This is a genomic window from Streptomyces sp. NPDC059142 (genome assembly GCF_042755665.1).
Classification (GTDB): Bacteria; Actinomycetota; Actinomycetes; order Streptomycetales; family Streptomycetaceae; genus Streptomyces.
On record NZ_JBHZDA010000079.1, the window covers coordinates 1,840 to 18,865 of the forward strand.

General features: G+C 70.7%; 12 protein-coding genes. 1 reads left to right on the forward strand and 11 read right to left on the reverse strand.

The window, feature by feature from the left end:
* Positions 1 to 118: 118 nt before the first annotated feature.
* The 11 genes from ACFXPK_RS24575 to ACFXPK_RS24625 form a co-directional block, all read right to left on the reverse strand.
* On the reverse strand, positions 119 to 3,874 hold the full coding sequence (locus ACFXPK_RS24575) for a ThuA domain-containing protein (RefSeq protein ID WP_385078629.1): 3,756 nt from the start codon (positions 3,872 to 3,874) through the stop codon (positions 119 to 121).
* Positions 3,875 to 4,257: 383 nt separating this feature from the next.
* Positions 4,258 to 5,262, reverse strand: coding sequence for a sugar phosphate isomerase/epimerase family protein (locus ACFXPK_RS24580; protein WP_385078632.1), 1,005 nt, complete (start codon positions 5,260 to 5,262; stop codon positions 4,258 to 4,260).
* A 39-nt stretch (positions 5,263 to 5,301) separates the two neighbouring features.
* Complete coding sequence (locus ACFXPK_RS24585) at positions 5,302 to 6,552, reverse strand: Gfo/Idh/MocA family protein (protein WP_385078635.1); 1,251 nt, start codon at positions 6,550 to 6,552, stop codon at positions 5,302 to 5,304.
* Between the two features lie 190 nt (positions 6,553 to 6,742).
* Positions 6,743 to 7,783: a substrate-binding domain-containing protein gene (locus ACFXPK_RS24590; protein ID WP_384996148.1), complete on the reverse strand. Its 1,041-nt coding sequence runs from the start codon at positions 7,781 to 7,783 to the stop codon at positions 6,743 to 6,745.
* 57 nt (positions 7,784 to 7,840) lie between these two features.
* Entirely contained in the window at positions 7,841 to 8,983 is a 1,143-nt protein-coding gene (locus tag ACFXPK_RS24595; RefSeq protein WP_384996146.1) for an ABC transporter permease, read from the reverse strand.
* A complete protein-coding gene (locus ACFXPK_RS24600) occupies positions 8,980 to 10,521 on the reverse strand; it encodes a sugar ABC transporter ATP-binding protein (RefSeq protein ID WP_385078639.1) in 1,542 nt (513 codons plus the stop codon). Before ACFXPK_RS24600 ends, ACFXPK_RS24595 begins: the two co-directional genes overlap by 4 nt.
* 442 nt (positions 10,522 to 10,963) lie before the next feature.
* A complete protein-coding gene (locus ACFXPK_RS24605) occupies positions 10,964 to 12,148 on the reverse strand; it encodes an ROK family protein (RefSeq protein WP_385078641.1) in 1,185 nt (394 codons plus the stop codon).
* Between the two features lie 281 nt (positions 12,149 to 12,429).
* Complete coding sequence (locus ACFXPK_RS24610; protein WP_385078644.1) at positions 12,430 to 13,107, reverse strand: GntR family transcriptional regulator; 678 nt, start codon at positions 13,105 to 13,107, stop codon at positions 12,430 to 12,432.
* Between the two features lie 127 nt (positions 13,108 to 13,234).
* Complete coding sequence (locus ACFXPK_RS24615) at positions 13,235 to 14,182, reverse strand: beta-ketoacyl-ACP synthase III (protein WP_384996135.1); 948 nt, start codon at positions 14,180 to 14,182, stop codon at positions 13,235 to 13,237.
* Between the two features lie 115 nt (positions 14,183 to 14,297).
* Positions 14,298 to 14,444 carry a hypothetical protein gene (locus tag ACFXPK_RS24620; protein ID WP_329827818.1) on the reverse strand — a complete coding sequence of 49 codons (147 nt, stop codon included), beginning with the start codon at positions 14,442 to 14,444 and terminating at the stop codon, positions 14,298 to 14,300.
* The gene (locus ACFXPK_RS24625; RefSeq protein WP_385078648.1) at positions 14,407 to 15,762 is read right to left on the reverse strand and encodes an OFA family MFS transporter; all 1,356 of its coding nucleotides are present in this window, start codon (positions 15,760 to 15,762) and stop codon (positions 14,407 to 14,409) included. The genes ACFXPK_RS24620 and ACFXPK_RS24625 overlap by 38 nt, the downstream gene beginning before the upstream one ends.
* Positions 15,763 to 15,982: 220 nt before the next feature.
* Between ACFXPK_RS24625 and ACFXPK_RS24630 the strand changes: the two genes are divergently transcribed.
* Positions 15,983 to 16,966 (forward strand): 2-dehydropantoate 2-reductase, encoded by a 984-nt coding sequence (locus tag ACFXPK_RS24630; RefSeq protein ID WP_385078650.1) that lies wholly within the window; start codon positions 15,983 to 15,985, stop codon positions 16,964 to 16,966.
* Positions 16,967 to 17,026: the final 60 nt, after the last annotated feature.

The following is a 17,026-nucleotide window of genomic DNA, read 5'->3' on the forward strand; positions in this document are numbered from 1 at the left end:
TATTGATCCCGCCACCACCGCGATAAACACCAAAAATCTCGTCGGCAGCGTCTGTTGTTTATAAGAGACTGGGGGGTACGGCGCCTCCCCGCCCGCCGCCGGCCGGCGGCCCCGCCCGTCAGGAGGAGGGCAGTTCCTTGAGCTGGATGTCGCGGAACGACACCTGGTCGTCGGGCCCGTGGTTCTGGAGCCCTATGTAACCGTTCTTCAGGCTGCGTGCCGGGTCCTTGTTGGTGAAGTCGTTGATCTTCACTCCGTTGAGGAAGATCTGGAGCCGCTCACCCTGGACCTTGATCTCGTAGCTGTTCCACTGGCCCGGCGGGCGCAGCACCCGGTCCCTGGCCTTGATGTCGGCGGACTTGAAGCCGTACACCGAGCCGGTGGTGCGGTCCGGGGTGTCGGTGGCGTCGATCTGCACCTCGTACCCGTTGTTCACCGCCGACCAGGGGTCCTCGGAGGCCGGGAAGCCCACGAAGACACCGGAGTTGTCGTCCCCGGCCATCTTCCAGTCCAGCTTCAGGGAGTACGAGCCCAGCTCCTTGGCCTGGTACCAGAGGAGCCCCATGCCGCCCTGCGAGCGCAGTTCGCCGTCGACCACGTCGAACTTCCCGGGGCCCGCCTGCTTCCACCCTTCGAGGGTCTTGCCGTTGAAGAGGGAGCGGTAGCCGGTCTTCGGCTTGCAGTCGGCCTTGACCTGGCCGGCCGCGTACCGCAGTCCGCCGAGCAGGTGGTCACGGAAGGGCGCGTCGGCGTACGACTCCTTGGTGTGGCCGCCCCCGGTGTAGAAGGACCGGCCGCCCTCGTAGGTCTGGCACCAGGCGATCGGGTGGTCGCCCTTCATCGTGCCGCCCTGGTAGGTGGTCTCGTCCAGGGTGGCGAGGACCCGGGCCTGATCGCGCGGGTTGGTGCGGTAGTTGTACCACTCGTCGGTGCGCTGCCACTCGTCGTCCAGGTGCGCGGTGGCCGGGTGGTCGTGGTCCTCGACGCGTACGGTGGCGGGCTGGATCGCCGGGTGCGAGTCGAAGTAGGCGCCGACGAGGCCGCCGTAGAACTTCCAGTCGTACTCGGTGTCCGCCGCGGCGTGCACGCCCATGTAGCCGCCGCCGGTGGCGACATAGTTCTCGAACGCCTTCTGCTGGTCGGCGTTGAGCACATCACCGGTGGTGGAGAGGAAGACCACCGCGTCGTAGCGGGCCAGGTTGTTGGTGGTGAACTGACCGGCCTCCTCGGTGGCGTCCACGGTGATCCCGGTGGTCTTTCCCAGCTCCTTGAGGGCGGTGACGCCCGCGGGGATCGAGTCGTGGCGGAATCCGGCGGTCCTGGAGAAGACCAGGACGCGCTTCTCGGTCTTGCCGGGCACCGCGTCGGAGAGCTGGAAGTCGTCCACGTCGTAGAGCGCGCCCGAGCCGCCCTTGAAGACCAGGAAGAGTTCGGTGGTCTTCTTCGGTACGGAGCGCAGCGGTACGTCGATGTCCTGGAAGGTCTCCCAGCCGCCGGTGACCGGGATCGGCGCGGAGCCGAGCAGGTTGCCGGTCGCGGAGCCGGTCCTCACCTCCAGGAAGCCGCCGGCGCCGCCGGAGGAGATCCGGGCGGTGAGCGTCTTCGACCCGGTCAGGTTGTACGGCTTGAAGGAGATCCAGTCGCCGTTGTCGATGTCGCCGACGGTCTTGCCGCCGTTGGCGGCGGCCTTCTCGTAGACCTTGACACCGGAGGAGTTGTTGAAGTGCTCGGCCTGCCGGTGGCGCGGCTGGAGCTGCGCCTGGGCGTGGGTGGTGAGCGGGGCCTGGCCGCCGCCTCCGCCGTCGGTGTACTCGGCGTCGATCACACCGAAGATGTTGGCGTTGGGGTCGTGCTCGGTGTCGGCGGGCGCGGTGATGGTGCCTTCGCAGCCGTTCGCCGAGGTGATCGGGTGGCCGTGGCTGTCATGGCCCAGGATGTAGCGGACGACGACCTTGGAGCAGTCGATCGTGCCGTCCTCCGGGTCGGTGACCTTCACCTTGAAGGGGATCTTGTCCCCGAAGTTGAAGAGGGTCCCGTCGGCGGGGAGTTCGAGGGTCACCTTGGGCGCGGTGTTGCCGACGACCACCCGCACGGAGGCGGTACCGGTGCGCTCCGTCGGGTCGGTGACGGTGAGCCGCGCGGTGTACGTGCCGTTCTTGCGGTACGTGTGGACCGGGTCGGCCTCGGTGGAGGTGGCGCCGTCGCCGAAGTCCCAGGCGTAGCTCAGCTCGTCGCCGTCGGGGTCCTCGGTGCCGGCCGAGGAGAACGTGACCTTCAACGGGGTGGTGCCCGAGGTCTTGTTCGCCTTGGCGACCGCGATCGGTGACTTGCCGCCGGTGGAGTTCTCGATGCGGTAGAGCGCGGAGTGCTCGTCGCCGCCGAACCAGGAGAGGCCGTAGTCGAGCACGTAGAGCGCGCCGTCGGGACCGAAGGCCGAGTCCATGACCTGGGTGCCGGTCCACGGGAAGGGGTTGATCTTCTCGACCGTGCCGTCCTCGCCCTGCTCGATCCGCTTGATCCACTGGCGGCCGAACTCGGTGGCGAAGAAGTCGCCGTCGTACTCCTCGGGGAACTTCACCGGGGAGTCGAGGTCCGCGTCGTAGCGGTAGACGGGTCCCGCCATCGGGGACTCGGAGCCGGAACCGAACTCGGGCACACTGCCGCCGTCGTAGTCGATCCAGGCGGGCTGGGCGGCCGGCAGGTCGGTGAGCCCGGTGTTGTTGCGCGAGGTGTTCTTCGGCGCGGCGCAGTCGAAGGCGGCGCCGGACTCCTTGGTGGCGAAGTCGTAGTCGATGAACGGCTCGTTCTTGCCGACGCAGTAGGGCCAGCCGTAGTTGCCGGGCCCGGTGACCCGCGCGAACTCGACCATGCCGGACGGGCCGCGGGTCGGGGAGGCGGCGCCCGCGTCGGGGCCGTAGTCCCCCACGTACACGATGCCGGTCTGCTGGTCGACGGAGATGCGGAACGGGTTGCGGAAGCCCATGGCGTAGATCTCGGGCCGGGTCTTCTCGGTGCCCGGGGCGAAGAGGTTGCCCTCGGGGACGGTGTACGAGCCGTCCTCGGCGACCTTGATGCGCAGCAGCTTGCCGCGCAGGTCGTTGGTGTTGCCCGCGCTGCGCTGGGCGTCGAACGCCGGGTTGCGGTCGGCCCGTTCGTCGATCGGGGTGTAGCCGTCGGAGGCGAAGGGGTTGGTGTCGTCGCCGGTCGACAGGAACAGGTTGCCGTCGGCGTCGAAGGCGATGTCACCGCCGACGTGGCAGCAGGTTCCGCGGGTGGCGGCGACGTCGAGGACCTTCTTCTCGCTCGCCTTGTCCAGCGTGCCGTCCTCGTTGAGGGTGAAGCGCGAGAGGCGGTTGATGCCGTCGAAGGGCGCGAAGTCGGCGGCGGTGCCGTTCTCGGGGGCGTCGCCCGCGGGGGTGTCCAGCTTCGGCGCGTAGTAGAGGTAGATCGCCCGGTTCTCGGCGAATCCGGGGTCCACCCCCACGCCCTGGAGACCTTCCTCGTCATGGCTGTAGACGTCCAGGGTGCCGGAGACCATGGTGTCTCCGCCGGCGTCGGTGAGGCGCAGCGTGCCGTCGCGCGAGGTGTGCAGGACGCGGCGGTCCGGGAGTACGGCGAGCGACATGGGCTCACCCACCTCGTCGGCGCCCTTGGCGAGGGTCACCTGCTGGAAGCTCTCCTCGGCGGCCGAGGCGGCCGAGGCGGCCGAGGCGGCCGAGGCGGCCGAGGCGGCCGAGGCGGCCGACGGCCCCGCTCCCGCGGCGGACGCGGGTACGGCGCTCAGGCTCGACCCGGCGAGCAGAGCGCCCGTCAGGAGTGCGAGGAGGTTTCTGGCTCGGGGGTGCTGGCCGGCTCGGGGGCGTTTTCTGTGCACGAAAGTCCTCCACAGTGGGCTGTTCGTACCTGCGGGGTGCCGGGAGAGCGCGGTCCCTCGCGCTCTCTCCTCCCCGGGGGGGTGCTCGTCCCGCACCGGGTCCCCGTGGAGGTGGCTGTGTCACCGACGTGCGCCGTCACATCGGGGACCACCGTGGTGCTGTGTGATGCGTGTTGTTCTGTACAACTCAATGTCATGGACGGTAGCCGTGTTCGTCCCGTACCGAAAGACCTTGCGCACGGGTGAAGTTGAACTTCTTCCAGCTTCTGGACAAAGCGACCGCCGGGCAGCCCGGACCGCCCGGCGGCGCGAACCGCCGCCGGGCGCCGGGACCGTACGCACGGGGCGGACCCCGTACCTCCTGCCGGAACTGACGGAAGACCCTACTCACCGCCGCCGAACGCGGCGTCGAAGGACGCGCTCGGCGGGTCGAAGTCGAAGCGCTTCAGGCCGGCCAGCGCCTCGGGCGCCCCGGCCAGCCGGTCCATGCCCGCGTCCTCCCACTCGACGGAGACGGGCCCCTCGTAGCCGATGGACCGCAGCATCCGGAAGACGTCCTCCCACGGCACATCGCCATGACCGGCCGAGACGAAGTCCCAGCCGCGCCGCGGGTCGCCCCAGGGCAGATGGGAGCCGAGCCGTCCGTTGCGGCCGTCGAGGCGCTTGCGCGCCTCCTTGCAGTCGACGTGGTAGATCCGGTCGCGGAAGTCGTAGAGGAAGCTGACCGGGTCCAGGTCCTGCCACACGAAGTGGCTCGGGTCGAAGTTCAGCCCGAACGCGGGACGGTGGTCCACCGCCTTCAGCGCCTCGTGCGTGGTCCAGTAGTCGTACGCGATCTCGCTCGGGTGGACCTCGTGCGCGAAGCGGACGCCCTCGGCGTCGAAGACGTCCAGGATCGGGTTCCACCGCTCCGCGAAGTCCTCGTACCCCCGCTCGATCATGCCGGGCGGCACGGGCGGGAACATCGCGACGAGATGCCAGATCGAGGAGCCGGTGAAGCCCACGACCGTGTCGACACCGAAGGCCGCCGCGGCCCTCGCGGTGTCCTGGATCTCGGCGGCGGCGCGCCGCCTGACGCCCTCGGGCTCGCCGTCGCCCCAGATCCGGGACGGCAGGATGCCCTGGTGGCGCTCGTCGATGGGGTGGTCGCAGACCGCCTGGCCGACGAGATGGTTGGAGATCGCCCAGCACTTCAGCCCGTACTTGTCGAGGAGCTGGTGGCGGCCGGCCAGGTAGGCGGGGTCGGCGAGGGCCTTGTCGACCTCGAAGTGATCACCCCAGCAGGCGAGTTCCAGACCGTCGTAACCGAAGTCACGGGCGAGCCGGCACACCTCCTCCAGGGGCAGATCGGCCCACTGGCCGGTGAAGAGCGTGAACGGACGGGGCATTCGGACCTCCTTCTGGGAATTCCCGGAGGCTTCCGGGAATCAGGAACGCTGGTCGGTGGAGGGGGCGGACGCGGGCGCCGACGGTGGCGGTACGGGCGTGTACACGGCGTTCTTCGCCGCGCTGTCCTCCACCGCCGCGAGCACCCGCTGCACCTGGAGTCCGTCCTCGAACGACGGCACCGGATCGCGCCCGGCGGCCACCGCCTCCACCAGGTCGCGCACCTCGTGCACGAACGTGTGCTCGTAGCCCAGCGCGTGGCCCGGCGGCCACCACGCCTCCAGGTAGGGATGCTCCGGCTCCGTGACCAGGATCCGGCGGAAGCCGGAGGAGGCCGCGGGCTCGGTGTGGTCGTGGAACGACAGCTCGTTCAGCCGCTCCAGGTCGAAGGCGAGCGAGCCGCGCTCGCCGTTGATCTCCAGGCGCAGCGCGTTCTTGCGGCCCGAGGCCATCCGGGTCGCCTCGAAGGAGGCCAGCGCGCCCGAGGAGAGCCGCCCGGTGAACACCACCGCGTCGTCGACGGTCACCGCGCCGGTCCCGGTCCCGGCGGTCCCGGAGAGACCGGCGGTCGCGCCGCCGAGGACGGGCCGCTCCTTGACGAAGGTCTCGGCGAGCGCCGAGACCCCCACCAGCACGTCGCCGGTCAGGAACTGCGCCAGATCCACGATGTGCGCGCCCAGGTCGCCCAGCGCCCCCGACCCGGCGTGCTCGCGCTTGAGCCGCCAGGTCAGCGGGGCCGCAGGATCGGCCAGCCAGTCCTGGAGGTAGGTGACCCGTACATGGCGCAGGGTGCCGAGCCGGCCCTCCGCGATGAGCTGCCGGGCGTACGAGACGGCCGGTACCCGGCGGTAGTTGAAGCCGACCATGGCGAGCCGGCCGTGGGAGCGCGCCTCCCGCGCGGCCCGGACCATCGCCTCGGCCTCGGCCACCGAGTTGGCGAGGGGCTTCTCGCACAGGACGTGTTTGCCCGCCTCCAGCGCGGCGATCGCGATCTCCGCATGGCTGTCCCCGGGGGTGCAGATGTCGACCACCTGCACATCGTCGCGCGCGATCAGCTCCCGCCACTCCGTTTCGGCCGCGGCCCAGCCGTGTCTGTCCGCGGCGGCCTGGACGGCGGCCCGGTCCCGGCCGCAGATCGCGGCGAGCACGGGCCGCATCGGCAGGTCGAAGACGTGTCCCGCGGTGCGCCACCCCTGAGAGTGGGCGGCGCCCATGAACGCGTATCCGATCATGCCGATGCCGAGTGTCGGCGGTGCACCGGCGGCTTGCTCCGCCGCTTCCCTGGGGGTCATACGGAGTACTCCTCGTCTCTCGCTCGGTGGGGGGTGGCCCGGTACCGCCCGTGCCCCTTCCGGCACGGGCGGGTCCGGTCAAGGGCCTCTCGTCCGGATGCCGCCGGGCTCGCGCGCCCCGGCACCGCTCCCTGGTCGGGCCCGGTCCTGACGGAGGCCCCCGGGCCCTGGCCTAATGCCGAGTGGGGCACTAGTTGAAGCCGGTGGGCAGGTACTGGTCGACGTTGTCCTTGTCGACCACGGCCGAGTAGAGGGTGACCGAGGCGGGGATCTCCAGCTCCGCCATCCCGCTGATGCCCTTGGCGTTGCCCAGGGCGCGGGCCAGGTCGATGGCGGAGGCGGCCATCGTCGGCGGGTAGAGAACGGTGGCCTTGAGCACGCTGTCGTCGGCCTTGATGGCGTCCATCGCCGACTTGGCGCCGGCGCCGCCGACCATCAGGAAGTCCTTGCGGCCCGCCTGCTGGATGGCGCGCAGGGCGCCCACGCCCTGGTCGTCGTCGTGGTTCCAGAGCGCGTCGAAGGAGGACTGCGCCTGGAGGAGCTGGGCCATCTTCGCCTGGCCGGACTCGACGGTGAAGTCGGCGGCCTGACGGGCGACCTTCTTGATGTTCGGGTAGTTCTTCAGCGCGTCGTCGAACCCCTTGCTGCGCTGCTGGGTCAGCTCCAGGCCGTCGATCCCGGCCAGCTCGATGACCTTGGCGTTCGCCTTGCCCTTGAGCTTCTCGCCGATGTAGTTGCCGGCGCTGACGCCCATGCCGTAGTTGTCGCCGCCGATGTAGGCGCGGTACGCCTGCGGGTTGGAGAAGATCCGGTCGAGGTTGATGACCGGGATCCCGGCACGCATGGCCTTCAGGCCGACCTGGGTGAGGGCCTTGCCGTCGGCCGGCAGGATCACCAGGACGTCGACCTTCTTGTTGATGAGCGTCTCGACCTGGCCGATCTGCGCGGCGATGTCGTTGGAGCCCTCGGTGATGTCGAGGGTGATCTCCGAGTACTTCTTCGCGCGGGCCTTGGCCTGCTCGTTGATCGCGTTGAGCCAGCCGTGGTCGGCCTGGGGCCCCGCGAAGCCGATGGTGAGGGCCTTGCCGGGCTTGTCGTCGGCGGCGGGCACGTTCGTGGCCGCCGTCTCCTTGCTCGCGGCGGGCTCGTTGCTGGTACAGGCGGTGAGGAGGGCACCCGCGGAGACGGCGGCGGTGCCGAACAGGAGTCCTCTGCGGCTGGTTTCTGGCATGGCGGTTCAACCCTTCGGATAGGGCGGTACGACGGTGAGCGGGTACGAGGCGGGAGCTCAGGCCTCGCCGTTGCGCGCGGTGCGGCGCTGGACCAGTACGGCGGCGACGATGATGGCGCCCTTGGCGATCTGCTGGACGTCGCTCTGGAGGTTGTTCAGAGCGAAGATGTTGGTGATCGTGGTGAAGACGAGGACCCCGAGGACGGAGCCGACGATCGTGCCACGGCCCCCGCTGAGGAGCGTGCCGCCGATGATCGCCGCGGCGATGGCGTCCAGCTCGTACAGGTTTCCGTTGGTGTTCTGTCCCGAGCCCGCCAGGATGATCAGCAGGAAGGCCGCGATGCCGCAGCACAGCCCCGAGAGCAGATAGAGGTAGAGCCGCTGCCTGCGGACGTCGATCCCGGCGAGCCGGGCGGCCTCCGCGTTGCCGCCGACCGCGACGGTGCGCCGGCCGAAGGTCGTACGGTTCAGGATCAGCCAGCCGATGACGGTGACGAGGGCGAAGACCAGGACGAGCGGCGGGATCCCCAGGATGTACGCGTCGGGGACACCGAGGTCGAGGACCGGGTCGACGGTGACGATCTGCGTCTTGCCGTCGGTGATCTGGAGCGCGAGCCCCCGGGCGGAGGCGAGCATCGCGAGGGTCGCGATGAACGGCACCATCCCGCCGTACGCGATCAGCACCCCGTTGACCAGACCGCAGCCCAGACCGACGATCACCGCGGTGAAGAGGATCCCGGCGAACCCGTACTCCTGGGTGGCCAGCGTCGTCGCCCAGACCGAGGCGAGGGCGACGATCGCGCCCACCGACAGGTCGATGCCGCCGCTGGTGATCACGAAGGTCATGCCGACGGTGACCACACCGATGACCGACGCCTGGGTGAGCACCAGTTGGAGGTTGTTGGTGTCGAGGAACTGATCGGGCTTGGTGATGCCGCCGACCACGATCAGCGCGGCGAGCACCCCGAGCAGGGAGAGGTTGCGGACATCGAGCCGCAACCCGAGGGCGCGCCAACCGCCGTTCCCCTGGGGAGGCTTGGCGGCCTGAGCGGCCTTGGTGGCGGTGGCCGTGGCGGCCGTGCCGTTGGCCGTCCCGGCCGGTTCGGCGAACGAGGCGGGCGAGGCGGGCGAAGTGGGCGGCCCGGACGCGGGCGCGTCGTCGGGCCCGCCCCGCCGTTCCTCGGAGGCGGGCTGTGTCATGGCGTCGGACTCCCTTCCATCACAAGATCGAGTACACGGTGCTCGTCCAGCTCCTGGGCCGGCGCCCGGTGGACGACCCGGCCCTCCCGGAGCACCAGCACCCGGTCCGCGAGGCCCAGCACCTCGGGGACCTCGCTGGAGACGAGCAGTACGGCCAGGCCCTCGTCGGCCAGCCGGCGGATCACGGCGTACAGCTCGGCGCGGGCGCCCACGTCGACCCCGCGCGTCGGCTCGTCGAGCAGCAGCACCCGGCAGCCGCGCAGCAGCCAGCGGGCGAGGACCGCCTTCTGCTGGTTGCCGCCGGAGAGGGTACGGATACGGGCGTCCGGGTTGTCGGGGCGCAGGGAGAGCTCCCTGGTGGCGCTCTGCGCGGCGGTGCGCTCGGCGGTGTGGTCGAGCCAGCCGCCACGGGAGAAGCGGGCCAGCGACGACACCGACACGTTGCGGGTGACGGACTCCAGCATCAGCAGGCCCTGCGCCTTGCGCTCCTCGGGGGCGAGGCCCAGACCCGCGCGGACGGCGGCGCGGACGCTGCCGGGCCGCAGCGGTACGCCGTCGACCACGACCCGGCCCGCGCTGGGCCGGCGCGCCCCGTAGATGGTCTCCAGGATCTCGGAGCGCCCGGAGCCGACGAGACCGGCGAGCCCGACGATCTCCCCCGGCCGCAGCTCCAGGTCGACGGGGGCGAACTCGCCCTCCCTGGCGAGTCCTTCGACGCGCAGCACCGGCTCCGGGCGCGCGACGCCGTCCGTGGCGGAGGCGGCGGGCCGCTCGGGAAAGACGTACTCGACGTTCCGGCCGGTCATCAGCGCGACGACCTCGCGGGTCGGGGTCTCCTTGGCGGGCAGCGCGACCGCGACGGTGCGGCCGTCCTTGATCACGGTGACCCGGTCGCCGATGCGGCGGATCTCCTCCAGCCGGTGGGAGATGTAGATGACCGCGACCCCGTCGGCGGTGAGGGTGTCGACGATACGGAAGAGGTTGTCGACCTCGTCGGGGTCGAGGGCGGCGGACGGTTCGTCCATCACGATGAGCCGTACCTCGTGGGAGAGGGCGCGGGCCATGGAGACGATCTGCTGCTGGGCGGCGGAGAGCGAGCCGACGGCGCGGCCGGCCTCGATCTCGGGGTGGCCGAGGCGGGCCAGCAGCGCGGTCGCCCTGGTCCGTGCCTCGCGGCCCCTGACCACGAACCCGGCGGTGGTGGGTTCGTGTCCGAGGAAGATGTTCTCGGCGACCGACAGCCCCTCCACCAGGTCGAGTTCCTGGTAGATGGTGGCGATGCCGAGCCGCATGGCGGCGATGGGCGACTTGAGGGTGACCGCCTCGCCCTGCCAGGTGATCACACCGCCGTCGGGCTGGTGGGCCCCGGCGAGCGTCTTGATGAGGGTGGACTTGCCGGCGCCGTTCTGGCCGAGCAGACAGTGCACCTCACCGGCCTCGACCTCCAGGTCCACCCCGTCGAGGGCGCGGACACCGGGGAACGTCTTGGTGATGCCGGACATGGTGAGCAGCGGGGTCGGTGGTGGAGCTGGTGCCATGGCGAATCCCCTCGGCGGATGGCGGCCCGGTCCACGGGGCGCGGCGGCCCACGGGCAGGGTGCGGTGGAGCTGACGGGTGTGGTGTACGGAGGCGGTGTACGGACGCGGATTGCCGTCCGTACGCGGTGTGGCGCGGCTCGTGCGAGTGGGCGAGTGGTGCGGCTCTGACGGCTCGTGCGGCTCGGTACGCGGTGCGGCTCGTGCGGTGGTACGGATGGCGCGAAAGCGCCGGTGGTACGGGTGGTGCGGGGTGGCGCAGATCGTGCGTGAGGTGCGGCGGTGCCTGGTGCGGGTGACTCGGGTTGTGCGTGTGGTGCGCGGTGCGTGTGGTGCGCGCGGATCAGGTGGTGCGTGTGGTGCGGGTGGCTCAGGTTGGACGTGTGGTGCGGGTGACTCGGGTTGGGCGTGTGGTGCGGGCGGATCAGTGGTGCTGCACCGGCGTCAGGCCGGTGAGAACAGGTGGTCGCTGATGAGCCGGGCCGCGCCGGTGACCCCGGCGGTCGGTCCCAACTCGCCCAGGACGATGGGGAGGTTGCCGGTGGCCAGCGGCAGCGACTGCCGGTAGACCTGGGTCCGTACGCTGGCCAGCAGGGTGTGGCCGAGGCCGGTCACCCCGCCGCCTATCACCACGAGACCGGGGTTGAAGAAGCTGACGAGCCCGGCGATGACCTGGCCGACGCGGTTGCCGCCCTCGCGGATGAGCTGGAGCGCGGCCGGATCCCCCGCGGCCGCGGCGGCGGCGACGTCCACGGCGGTGAGCGGTCCCCCCGACTCGTCGAGCCGGGCGGCGAGTTCGGGTGAGCGGCCGGTCCTGGCCGCGTCCTCCGCGTCCCGGGCGAGCGCGGCGCCGCTGAAGTACGCCTCCAGGCAGCCCTTGTTGCCGCAGGCGCAGGGGCGGCCGTCCGCCTCGACCTGGATGTGGCCGATGTCGCCGGCGCTGCCGGTCGTCCCCCGGTAGACGTCGCCGCCCACCACGATCCCGCAGCCGATACCCGTACCGATCTTGACGCAGAGGAAGTCGCCGACGGAGCGGGCGACGCCCGCGTGCTGCTCCCCCATCGCCATCAGGTTCACATCGTTGTCGACCATGACCGGGCAGCCCAGCTCCTGGCTGAGCGCCTCCCGTACCGGGAAACCGTCCCAGCCGGGCATGATCGGCGGCGCGACGGGCACACCCTCGGGGAAGCGGACCGGACCCGGCACACCAATACCCGCGCCGTCGAACTCCTCGGCCAGCCCGCTGACCTTGAGCTTCGCGGCCATGACGAGGACCTGCTCGAAGACGGCGACGGGGCCCTCACGGACGTCCATCGGGTGGTTGAGATGGCCCAGGACCTCCAACTCGGCGTTGGTGACGGCCACATCGATGGAGGTGGCGCCGATGTCGACACCGAGGAAGCGCATGCCCGGCGCCAGCCGGATGTTGTGGGAGCGCCGGCCGCCGCGCGAGGCGGCGAGCCCGTCGGCCACCACGAGGCCGGTCTCCAGCAGCCGGTCCACCTCGACGGCGAGCTTGGAGCGCGAGAGGTCGACCTGATCCCCGAGCTGGGCACGGGAGTTGGGTCCGCCGTCGCGCAACAGCCTGAGCAGTCGCGCCTGGTGAGCGTTTGCGGGTCGTGCGGTCATCCGTCTCACGCGCCCCTCCCCGCCTTCTCGGCCGTATACGTCGGTGTGTGCGGCCGGGCTTCCGTGAGCCGGTGTGCCGCGCTTTCGAGGGAACGTAGCAGCGCTTGCCCGCAGGGGGAAGAAGTTGCGCGCGAATCCGTACCAACTTTCTCCACACCGAGGACAAAGCCGGGGAGACGACCGCCCGGATCCGGACAGCACGACGGCCGCCACGCGCGCTGCGCGTGACGGCCGGAGGTGTGCGGGGGCGTACGGCGGGCCGCCGGGTGGCGGCCGGGGGGTCAGGAACGTTCGCGCTGGTGGTACGTGGTGCGGGTGTGCTCCGTGTGCGCCTTCATGATCTCGGTGGCGCGCCCTTCGTCCCGTGCCGAGATCGCCGCGATCAGCTCGCGGTGCTCGATCCAGGACTGCTTGCCGCGCTGCCGGGCGACCGGTGTGTAGTACCAGCGCACCCGGCGGTCCACCTGCGCGGCCAGCTCCGCCAGGACGACATTGCCGGCCAGCTCCATCACCTTGGCGTGGAAGGCGGCGTTGGTGGCGACCGCCAGATCCACGTCGTCGTCCGCCACGGCGCGCTCCCCCCGGGCGCACAGCTCCCCCAGCTCGGCGATCCCCGCCGTACCGGAGTTGGCGGCGGCCAGCCGGGCTGCGTCCGCCTCCAGCAGCGTACGGACCGAGAGGAGCTGATCGGCCTCCTCCTCGGTCGGCTCGTGGACGAACGCGCCCTGCGCCGGTCGCAGATCGACCCACCCCTCGGTGTTGAGGCGCTGGAGCGCCTCGCGCACCGGCTGCCTCGACACCCCGAGGTGGCCCGCGAGCTCGCTCTCGACGAGATGCTGACCCGGCTGGAGCGCGCGGGTCGTTATCAGTTCGAGCAGGGCCTCGTAGACGCGCTCCCGCAGTGGACCCGGTCGTTCGAGCCTGGGCACGGATCCCTGCGCCAACTTCGCGGACAGCATCGCGGTCCCCCTCCTGGCCGGCAGTGTCGATGACGGTGGCGACAGCCCGTGGGGAGAGCGCCCGCACCGGGAATGTGAGGGCGTCACCACATTGGCTATCGTCTACAGTCTACCGAGATCGCCGGATTCAGGGGCAGCGGATGACCTGACCCGCGTAGGAGAGGTTGCCGCCGAAGCCGAAGAGCAGCGCCGGAGCCCCGGACGGGACCTCCCCGCGCGCCACGAGCTTGGAGAGCGCCATCGGGATCGAGGCGGCGGACGTGTTGCCGGAGTCCACGACATCCCGGGCGATGACCGCGTTGACCGCGCCGATCTTCTGCGCGACGGGCTCGATGATCCGCAGATTCGCCTGGTGCAGCACGACGGCGCCCAGCTCCTCGGGCGTGACACCGGCGCGCTCGCAGACCTTGCGGGCGATCGGCGGGAGCTGGGTGGTGGCCCAGCGGTAGACGGACTGGCCCTCCTGCGCGAAGACCGGCGGGGTGCCCTCGATCCGCACGGCGCGCCCCATCTCGGGCACCGAGCCCCAGAGCACCGGGCCGATCCCCGGCTCGTCGCCGGGCTCGGACGCCACGACGACGGCCGCGCCCGCGCCGTCACCCAGCAGGACGCACGTCGTGCGGTCCGTCCAGTCACCGATGGCGGCCATCTTGTCCGCGCCGATGACCAGGACCCGGGTGGCGGCGCCCGCCCGTACGGTGTGGTCGGCGGTGGCGAGGGCGTGGGTGAAGCCCGCGCACACCACGTTCAGGTCCATGACGGCCGGTGACCCCATACCGAGCCGGGCGGCGACCCGGGCTGCGGTGTTCGGCGACCGGTCGATCGCCGTGGAGGTGGCGACGAGCACCATGTCGATGTCGGCCGGGGTGAGACCGGCCGCGGCGAGGGCCTTGGCCCCCGCGTGCGCGGCCAGCTCGTCCACCGGCTCGTCGGGACCCGCCACGTGCCGGGTCTTGATCCCGACCCGGCTGGTGATCCATTCGTCACTGGTGTCGACCATCGCCGCCAGGTCGTGGTTGGTGAGCACTTTGGCGGGCTGATAGTGCCCCAGCGCGGCGATACGAGTTCCGGTCATACCCCGGACCCCCTCTTCGTCGACGTAGCAGGAATGCTCCAGTCTCGTCAGCGACTCACCGGTAAGGGTGCAGGGGAACCAACAGGATTCTTCCGTCCGCGTTGGAGACTCCGCCTTATCCGGTGAAAAGCTGGGCGGCCTTCAGGACCAGCTCGTACACACCGTACGCGAGGGGGATCCCCACCCAAAGCCAGGCGAAGACGATCAGACCGGTACGGCGGGGTTCAGGCGTGGTGGCGCTGGTCGCCGGCGAGCTGGTCATCGGCTGCCTCCCTCGGTGCGGGTACGTGGTGACGGGGGTGGACGGGCCGGACGAACTCGTTGGCGACGAATCCGACGACGAGCAGTCCGATCATGATCGTGAAGGAGAGTCCGTAGAGACCCGCGCCGCTCCTGCCGGCCTCTTCCTGGCTGTCCGCGACCCAGTTGACGATCAGCGGGCCGAGGACCCCGGCGGTGGACCACGCGGTGAGCAGACGGCCATGGATGGCGCCCACCTGGTAGGTGCCGAAGAGGTCCTTGAGATAGGCCGGGATGGTGGCGAAGCCGCCTCCGTAGAAGGAGAGGATCACCAGCGCGCAGAGGACGAACAGCGGCTTGGAGGCGTCGCCGAACAGCGCGATGAGCAGATACATGAGGGCGCCGACGCCGAGGTAGACGCGGTAGATGTTCTTCCGGCCGATCAGGTCGGAGGTGGAGGACCAGCCGATCCGGCCCGCCATGTTGGCGGCGGAGAGCAGGGCGACGAACCCGGCGGCGGCCGAGACGGAGACGGGCGTGGACGTCTCCGCGAAGAAGTCCGTGATCATCGGGGCGGCCTTCTCCAGGATCCCGATGCCGGCGGTCACGTTCATGCACAGGACGAGCCACAGGCACCAGAACTGCGGGGTGCGCACGGCGGACCGGGCGGAGACCTGCGCGGTGGGGGCCGGGGCGCCGGAGACCGTCGTCTCCTCGGGCGACTTCTGCCGGTAGCCGGGCGGCGGGACCCGGATCAGCAGCACGCCGAGCGTCATGAAGGCCGCGTACACCAGTCCATGGGTCAGGAAGGCGTACGCGATGCCCTCGGGGCCCGTGCCGTACGACTTCAGCATCTGCGCGGACCACGGGGAGGCGATGAGCGCGCCGCCGCCGAAGCCCATGATGGCGATGCCGGTGGCCATGCCCGGCCGGTCGGGGAACCACTTGATCAGGGTGGAGACCGGGGATATGTAGCCGATGCCGAGGCCTATGCCTCCGACGAACCCGTAGCCGAAGACGATCAGCCAGAACTGTTCGGTGGCGGCGCCGAGCGCGGCGATCAGGAAGCCGGACGAGAAGCAGCACAGGGCGACGGTCATCGCCCAGCGCGGCCCGTTGCGTTCGACCAGGGTGCCGCCGAAGGCGGCCGACAGACCGAGCATCACGATGCCCAGTTGGAACGGGAGGGCGCTCTGGGTGCCGGAGAGACCGAGCGCGGATTCGAGCGGGGGCTTGAACACGCTCCAGGCATAGGCCTGGCCGATCGAGAGGTGCACCGACAGCGCGGCGGGGGGCACCAGCCAGCGGCTCCAGCCGGCGGATGCGAGTGGTGGGGTCATGGTCACGGACTCTAGGAACCCGTGTGCCCTGTTGGGAAGATCTACAACTGTCCGGTCGGAAAGAACTTCCAGGCACGCGCCGTTTCGCGGCCCCGACGCCCGGTCTGCCGGGAGCCTTGTCGGTCCGAACTCCATACTGTAGACAATATTTCGTCGACAGAGAAGTCGGCGAGGCGGAGAGCCTTCCCTCGGTCCCCTCAACCGAACGGAGAGCGTCACCATGAAAGTCGCAGTCGTGGGCGCCGGAGCGATCGGCGCCTATGTCGGAGCCGCCCTGCACCGGGCCGGCGCCGATGTCCATCTCATCGCCCGTGGACCGCACCTGGCGGCCATGCGGCAGGACGGAGTCCGGGTGCGCAGCCCGCGCGGTGATTTCACCGCGCGGGTGCACGCCACCGACCGGCCGGAGCTGATCGGCCCGGTCGACTACGTGTTCCTGGGGCTCAAGGCGAACTCCTACGCGGCGTGCGGGCCGCTGGTGACGCCGCTGCTCCAGGAGCGCACGGCGGTCGTCGCCGCCCAGAACGGCATCCCCTGGTGGTACTTCCACGGCCACGGGGGTCCGTACGACGGCCGGCGGGTCGAGAGCGTCGACCCCGCCGGCTCGGTCAGCGCCGTCCTGCCGCCCGAGCGTGCGATCGGGTGTGTGGTGTACGCGGCGACGGAGCTGGCGGGGCCCGGCGTGGTCCGGCACCTCGAAGGGACCCGGTTCTCCGTCGGGGAGCCGGACCGCTCGGTCTCCGCGCGCTGTCTGGAGTTCAGCGACGCCATGCGCGCGGGCGGTCTCAAGTGCCCCGTCGAACCGGAGCTGCGCGAGGACGTCTGGATCAAGCTCCTCGGCAACATCTCCTTCAACCCGATCAGCGCGCTGACCCGGGCGACCATGCGGGAGATGTGCCTGCACCGCTCCACCCGCGAGGTCATCGAGCTGATGATGGCGGAGTCGCTGCGGGTCGCGGCGGCGCTGGGCTGCCGCCCCGACATCTCCGTCGAGCGGCGGCTCGCGGGCGCCGAGCGGGTCGGTGACCACCGGACGTCCACGCTCCAGGACCTGGAGAAGGGCAGACCGCTGGAGCTGGACGTGCTGCTCGCCGCCGTCGTGGAGCTGGCGGGGATCACCGGGGTGGAGGTTCCGACGCTCCGCACCGTGGGCGCGATCTCCGATCTGCTGGACGAGTCCTTCCGGCGCGGCGCCGCCGCCTGATCCCGGCGGGTGCGTGGCCGAATCCCCGTCCACGGGGGTTCCGTCGCGCACCCGCCTACA

Excerpts from the sequence above, each read along its gene's own strand:
- ACFXPK_RS24610 (WP_385078644.1), bottom strand. The coding sequence starts at position 13,107 with ATGCTGTCCGCGAAGTTGGCGCAGGGATCCGTGCCCAGGCTCGAACGA.
- ACFXPK_RS24625 (WP_385078648.1), bottom strand. The coding sequence starts at position 15,762 with ATGACCCCACCACTCGCATCCGCCGGCTGGAGCCGCTGGCTGGTGCCC.
- ACFXPK_RS24630 (WP_385078650.1), top strand. The coding sequence starts at position 15,983 with ATGAAAGTCGCAGTCGTGGGCGCCGGAGCGATCGGCGCCTATGTCGGA.
- ACFXPK_RS24595 (WP_384996146.1), bottom strand. The coding sequence starts at position 8,983 with ATGACACAGCCCGCCTCCGAGGAACGGCGGGGCGGGCCCGACGACGCG.
- ACFXPK_RS24615 (WP_384996135.1), bottom strand. The coding sequence starts at position 14,182 with ATGACCGGAACTCGTATCGCCGCGCTGGGGCACTATCAGCCCGCCAAA.
- ACFXPK_RS24600 (WP_385078639.1), bottom strand. The coding sequence starts at position 10,521 with ATGGCACCAGCTCCACCACCGACCCCGCTGCTCACCATGTCCGGCATC.
- ACFXPK_RS24590 (WP_384996148.1), bottom strand. The coding sequence starts at position 7,783 with ATGCCAGAAACCAGCCGCAGAGGACTCCTGTTCGGCACCGCCGCCGTC.
- ACFXPK_RS24620 (WP_329827818.1), bottom strand. The coding sequence starts at position 14,444 with ATGACCAGCTCGCCGGCGACCAGCGCCACCACGCCTGAACCCCGCCGT.
- ACFXPK_RS24605 (WP_385078641.1), bottom strand. The coding sequence starts at position 12,148 with ATGACCGCACGACCCGCAAACGCTCACCAGGCGCGACTGCTCAGGCTG.
- ACFXPK_RS24585 (WP_385078635.1), bottom strand. The coding sequence starts at position 6,552 with ATGACCCCCAGGGAAGCGGCGGAGCAAGCCGCCGGTGCACCGCCGACA.
- ACFXPK_RS24580 (WP_385078632.1), bottom strand. The coding sequence starts at position 5,262 with ATGCCCCGTCCGTTCACGCTCTTCACCGGCCAGTGGGCCGATCTGCCC.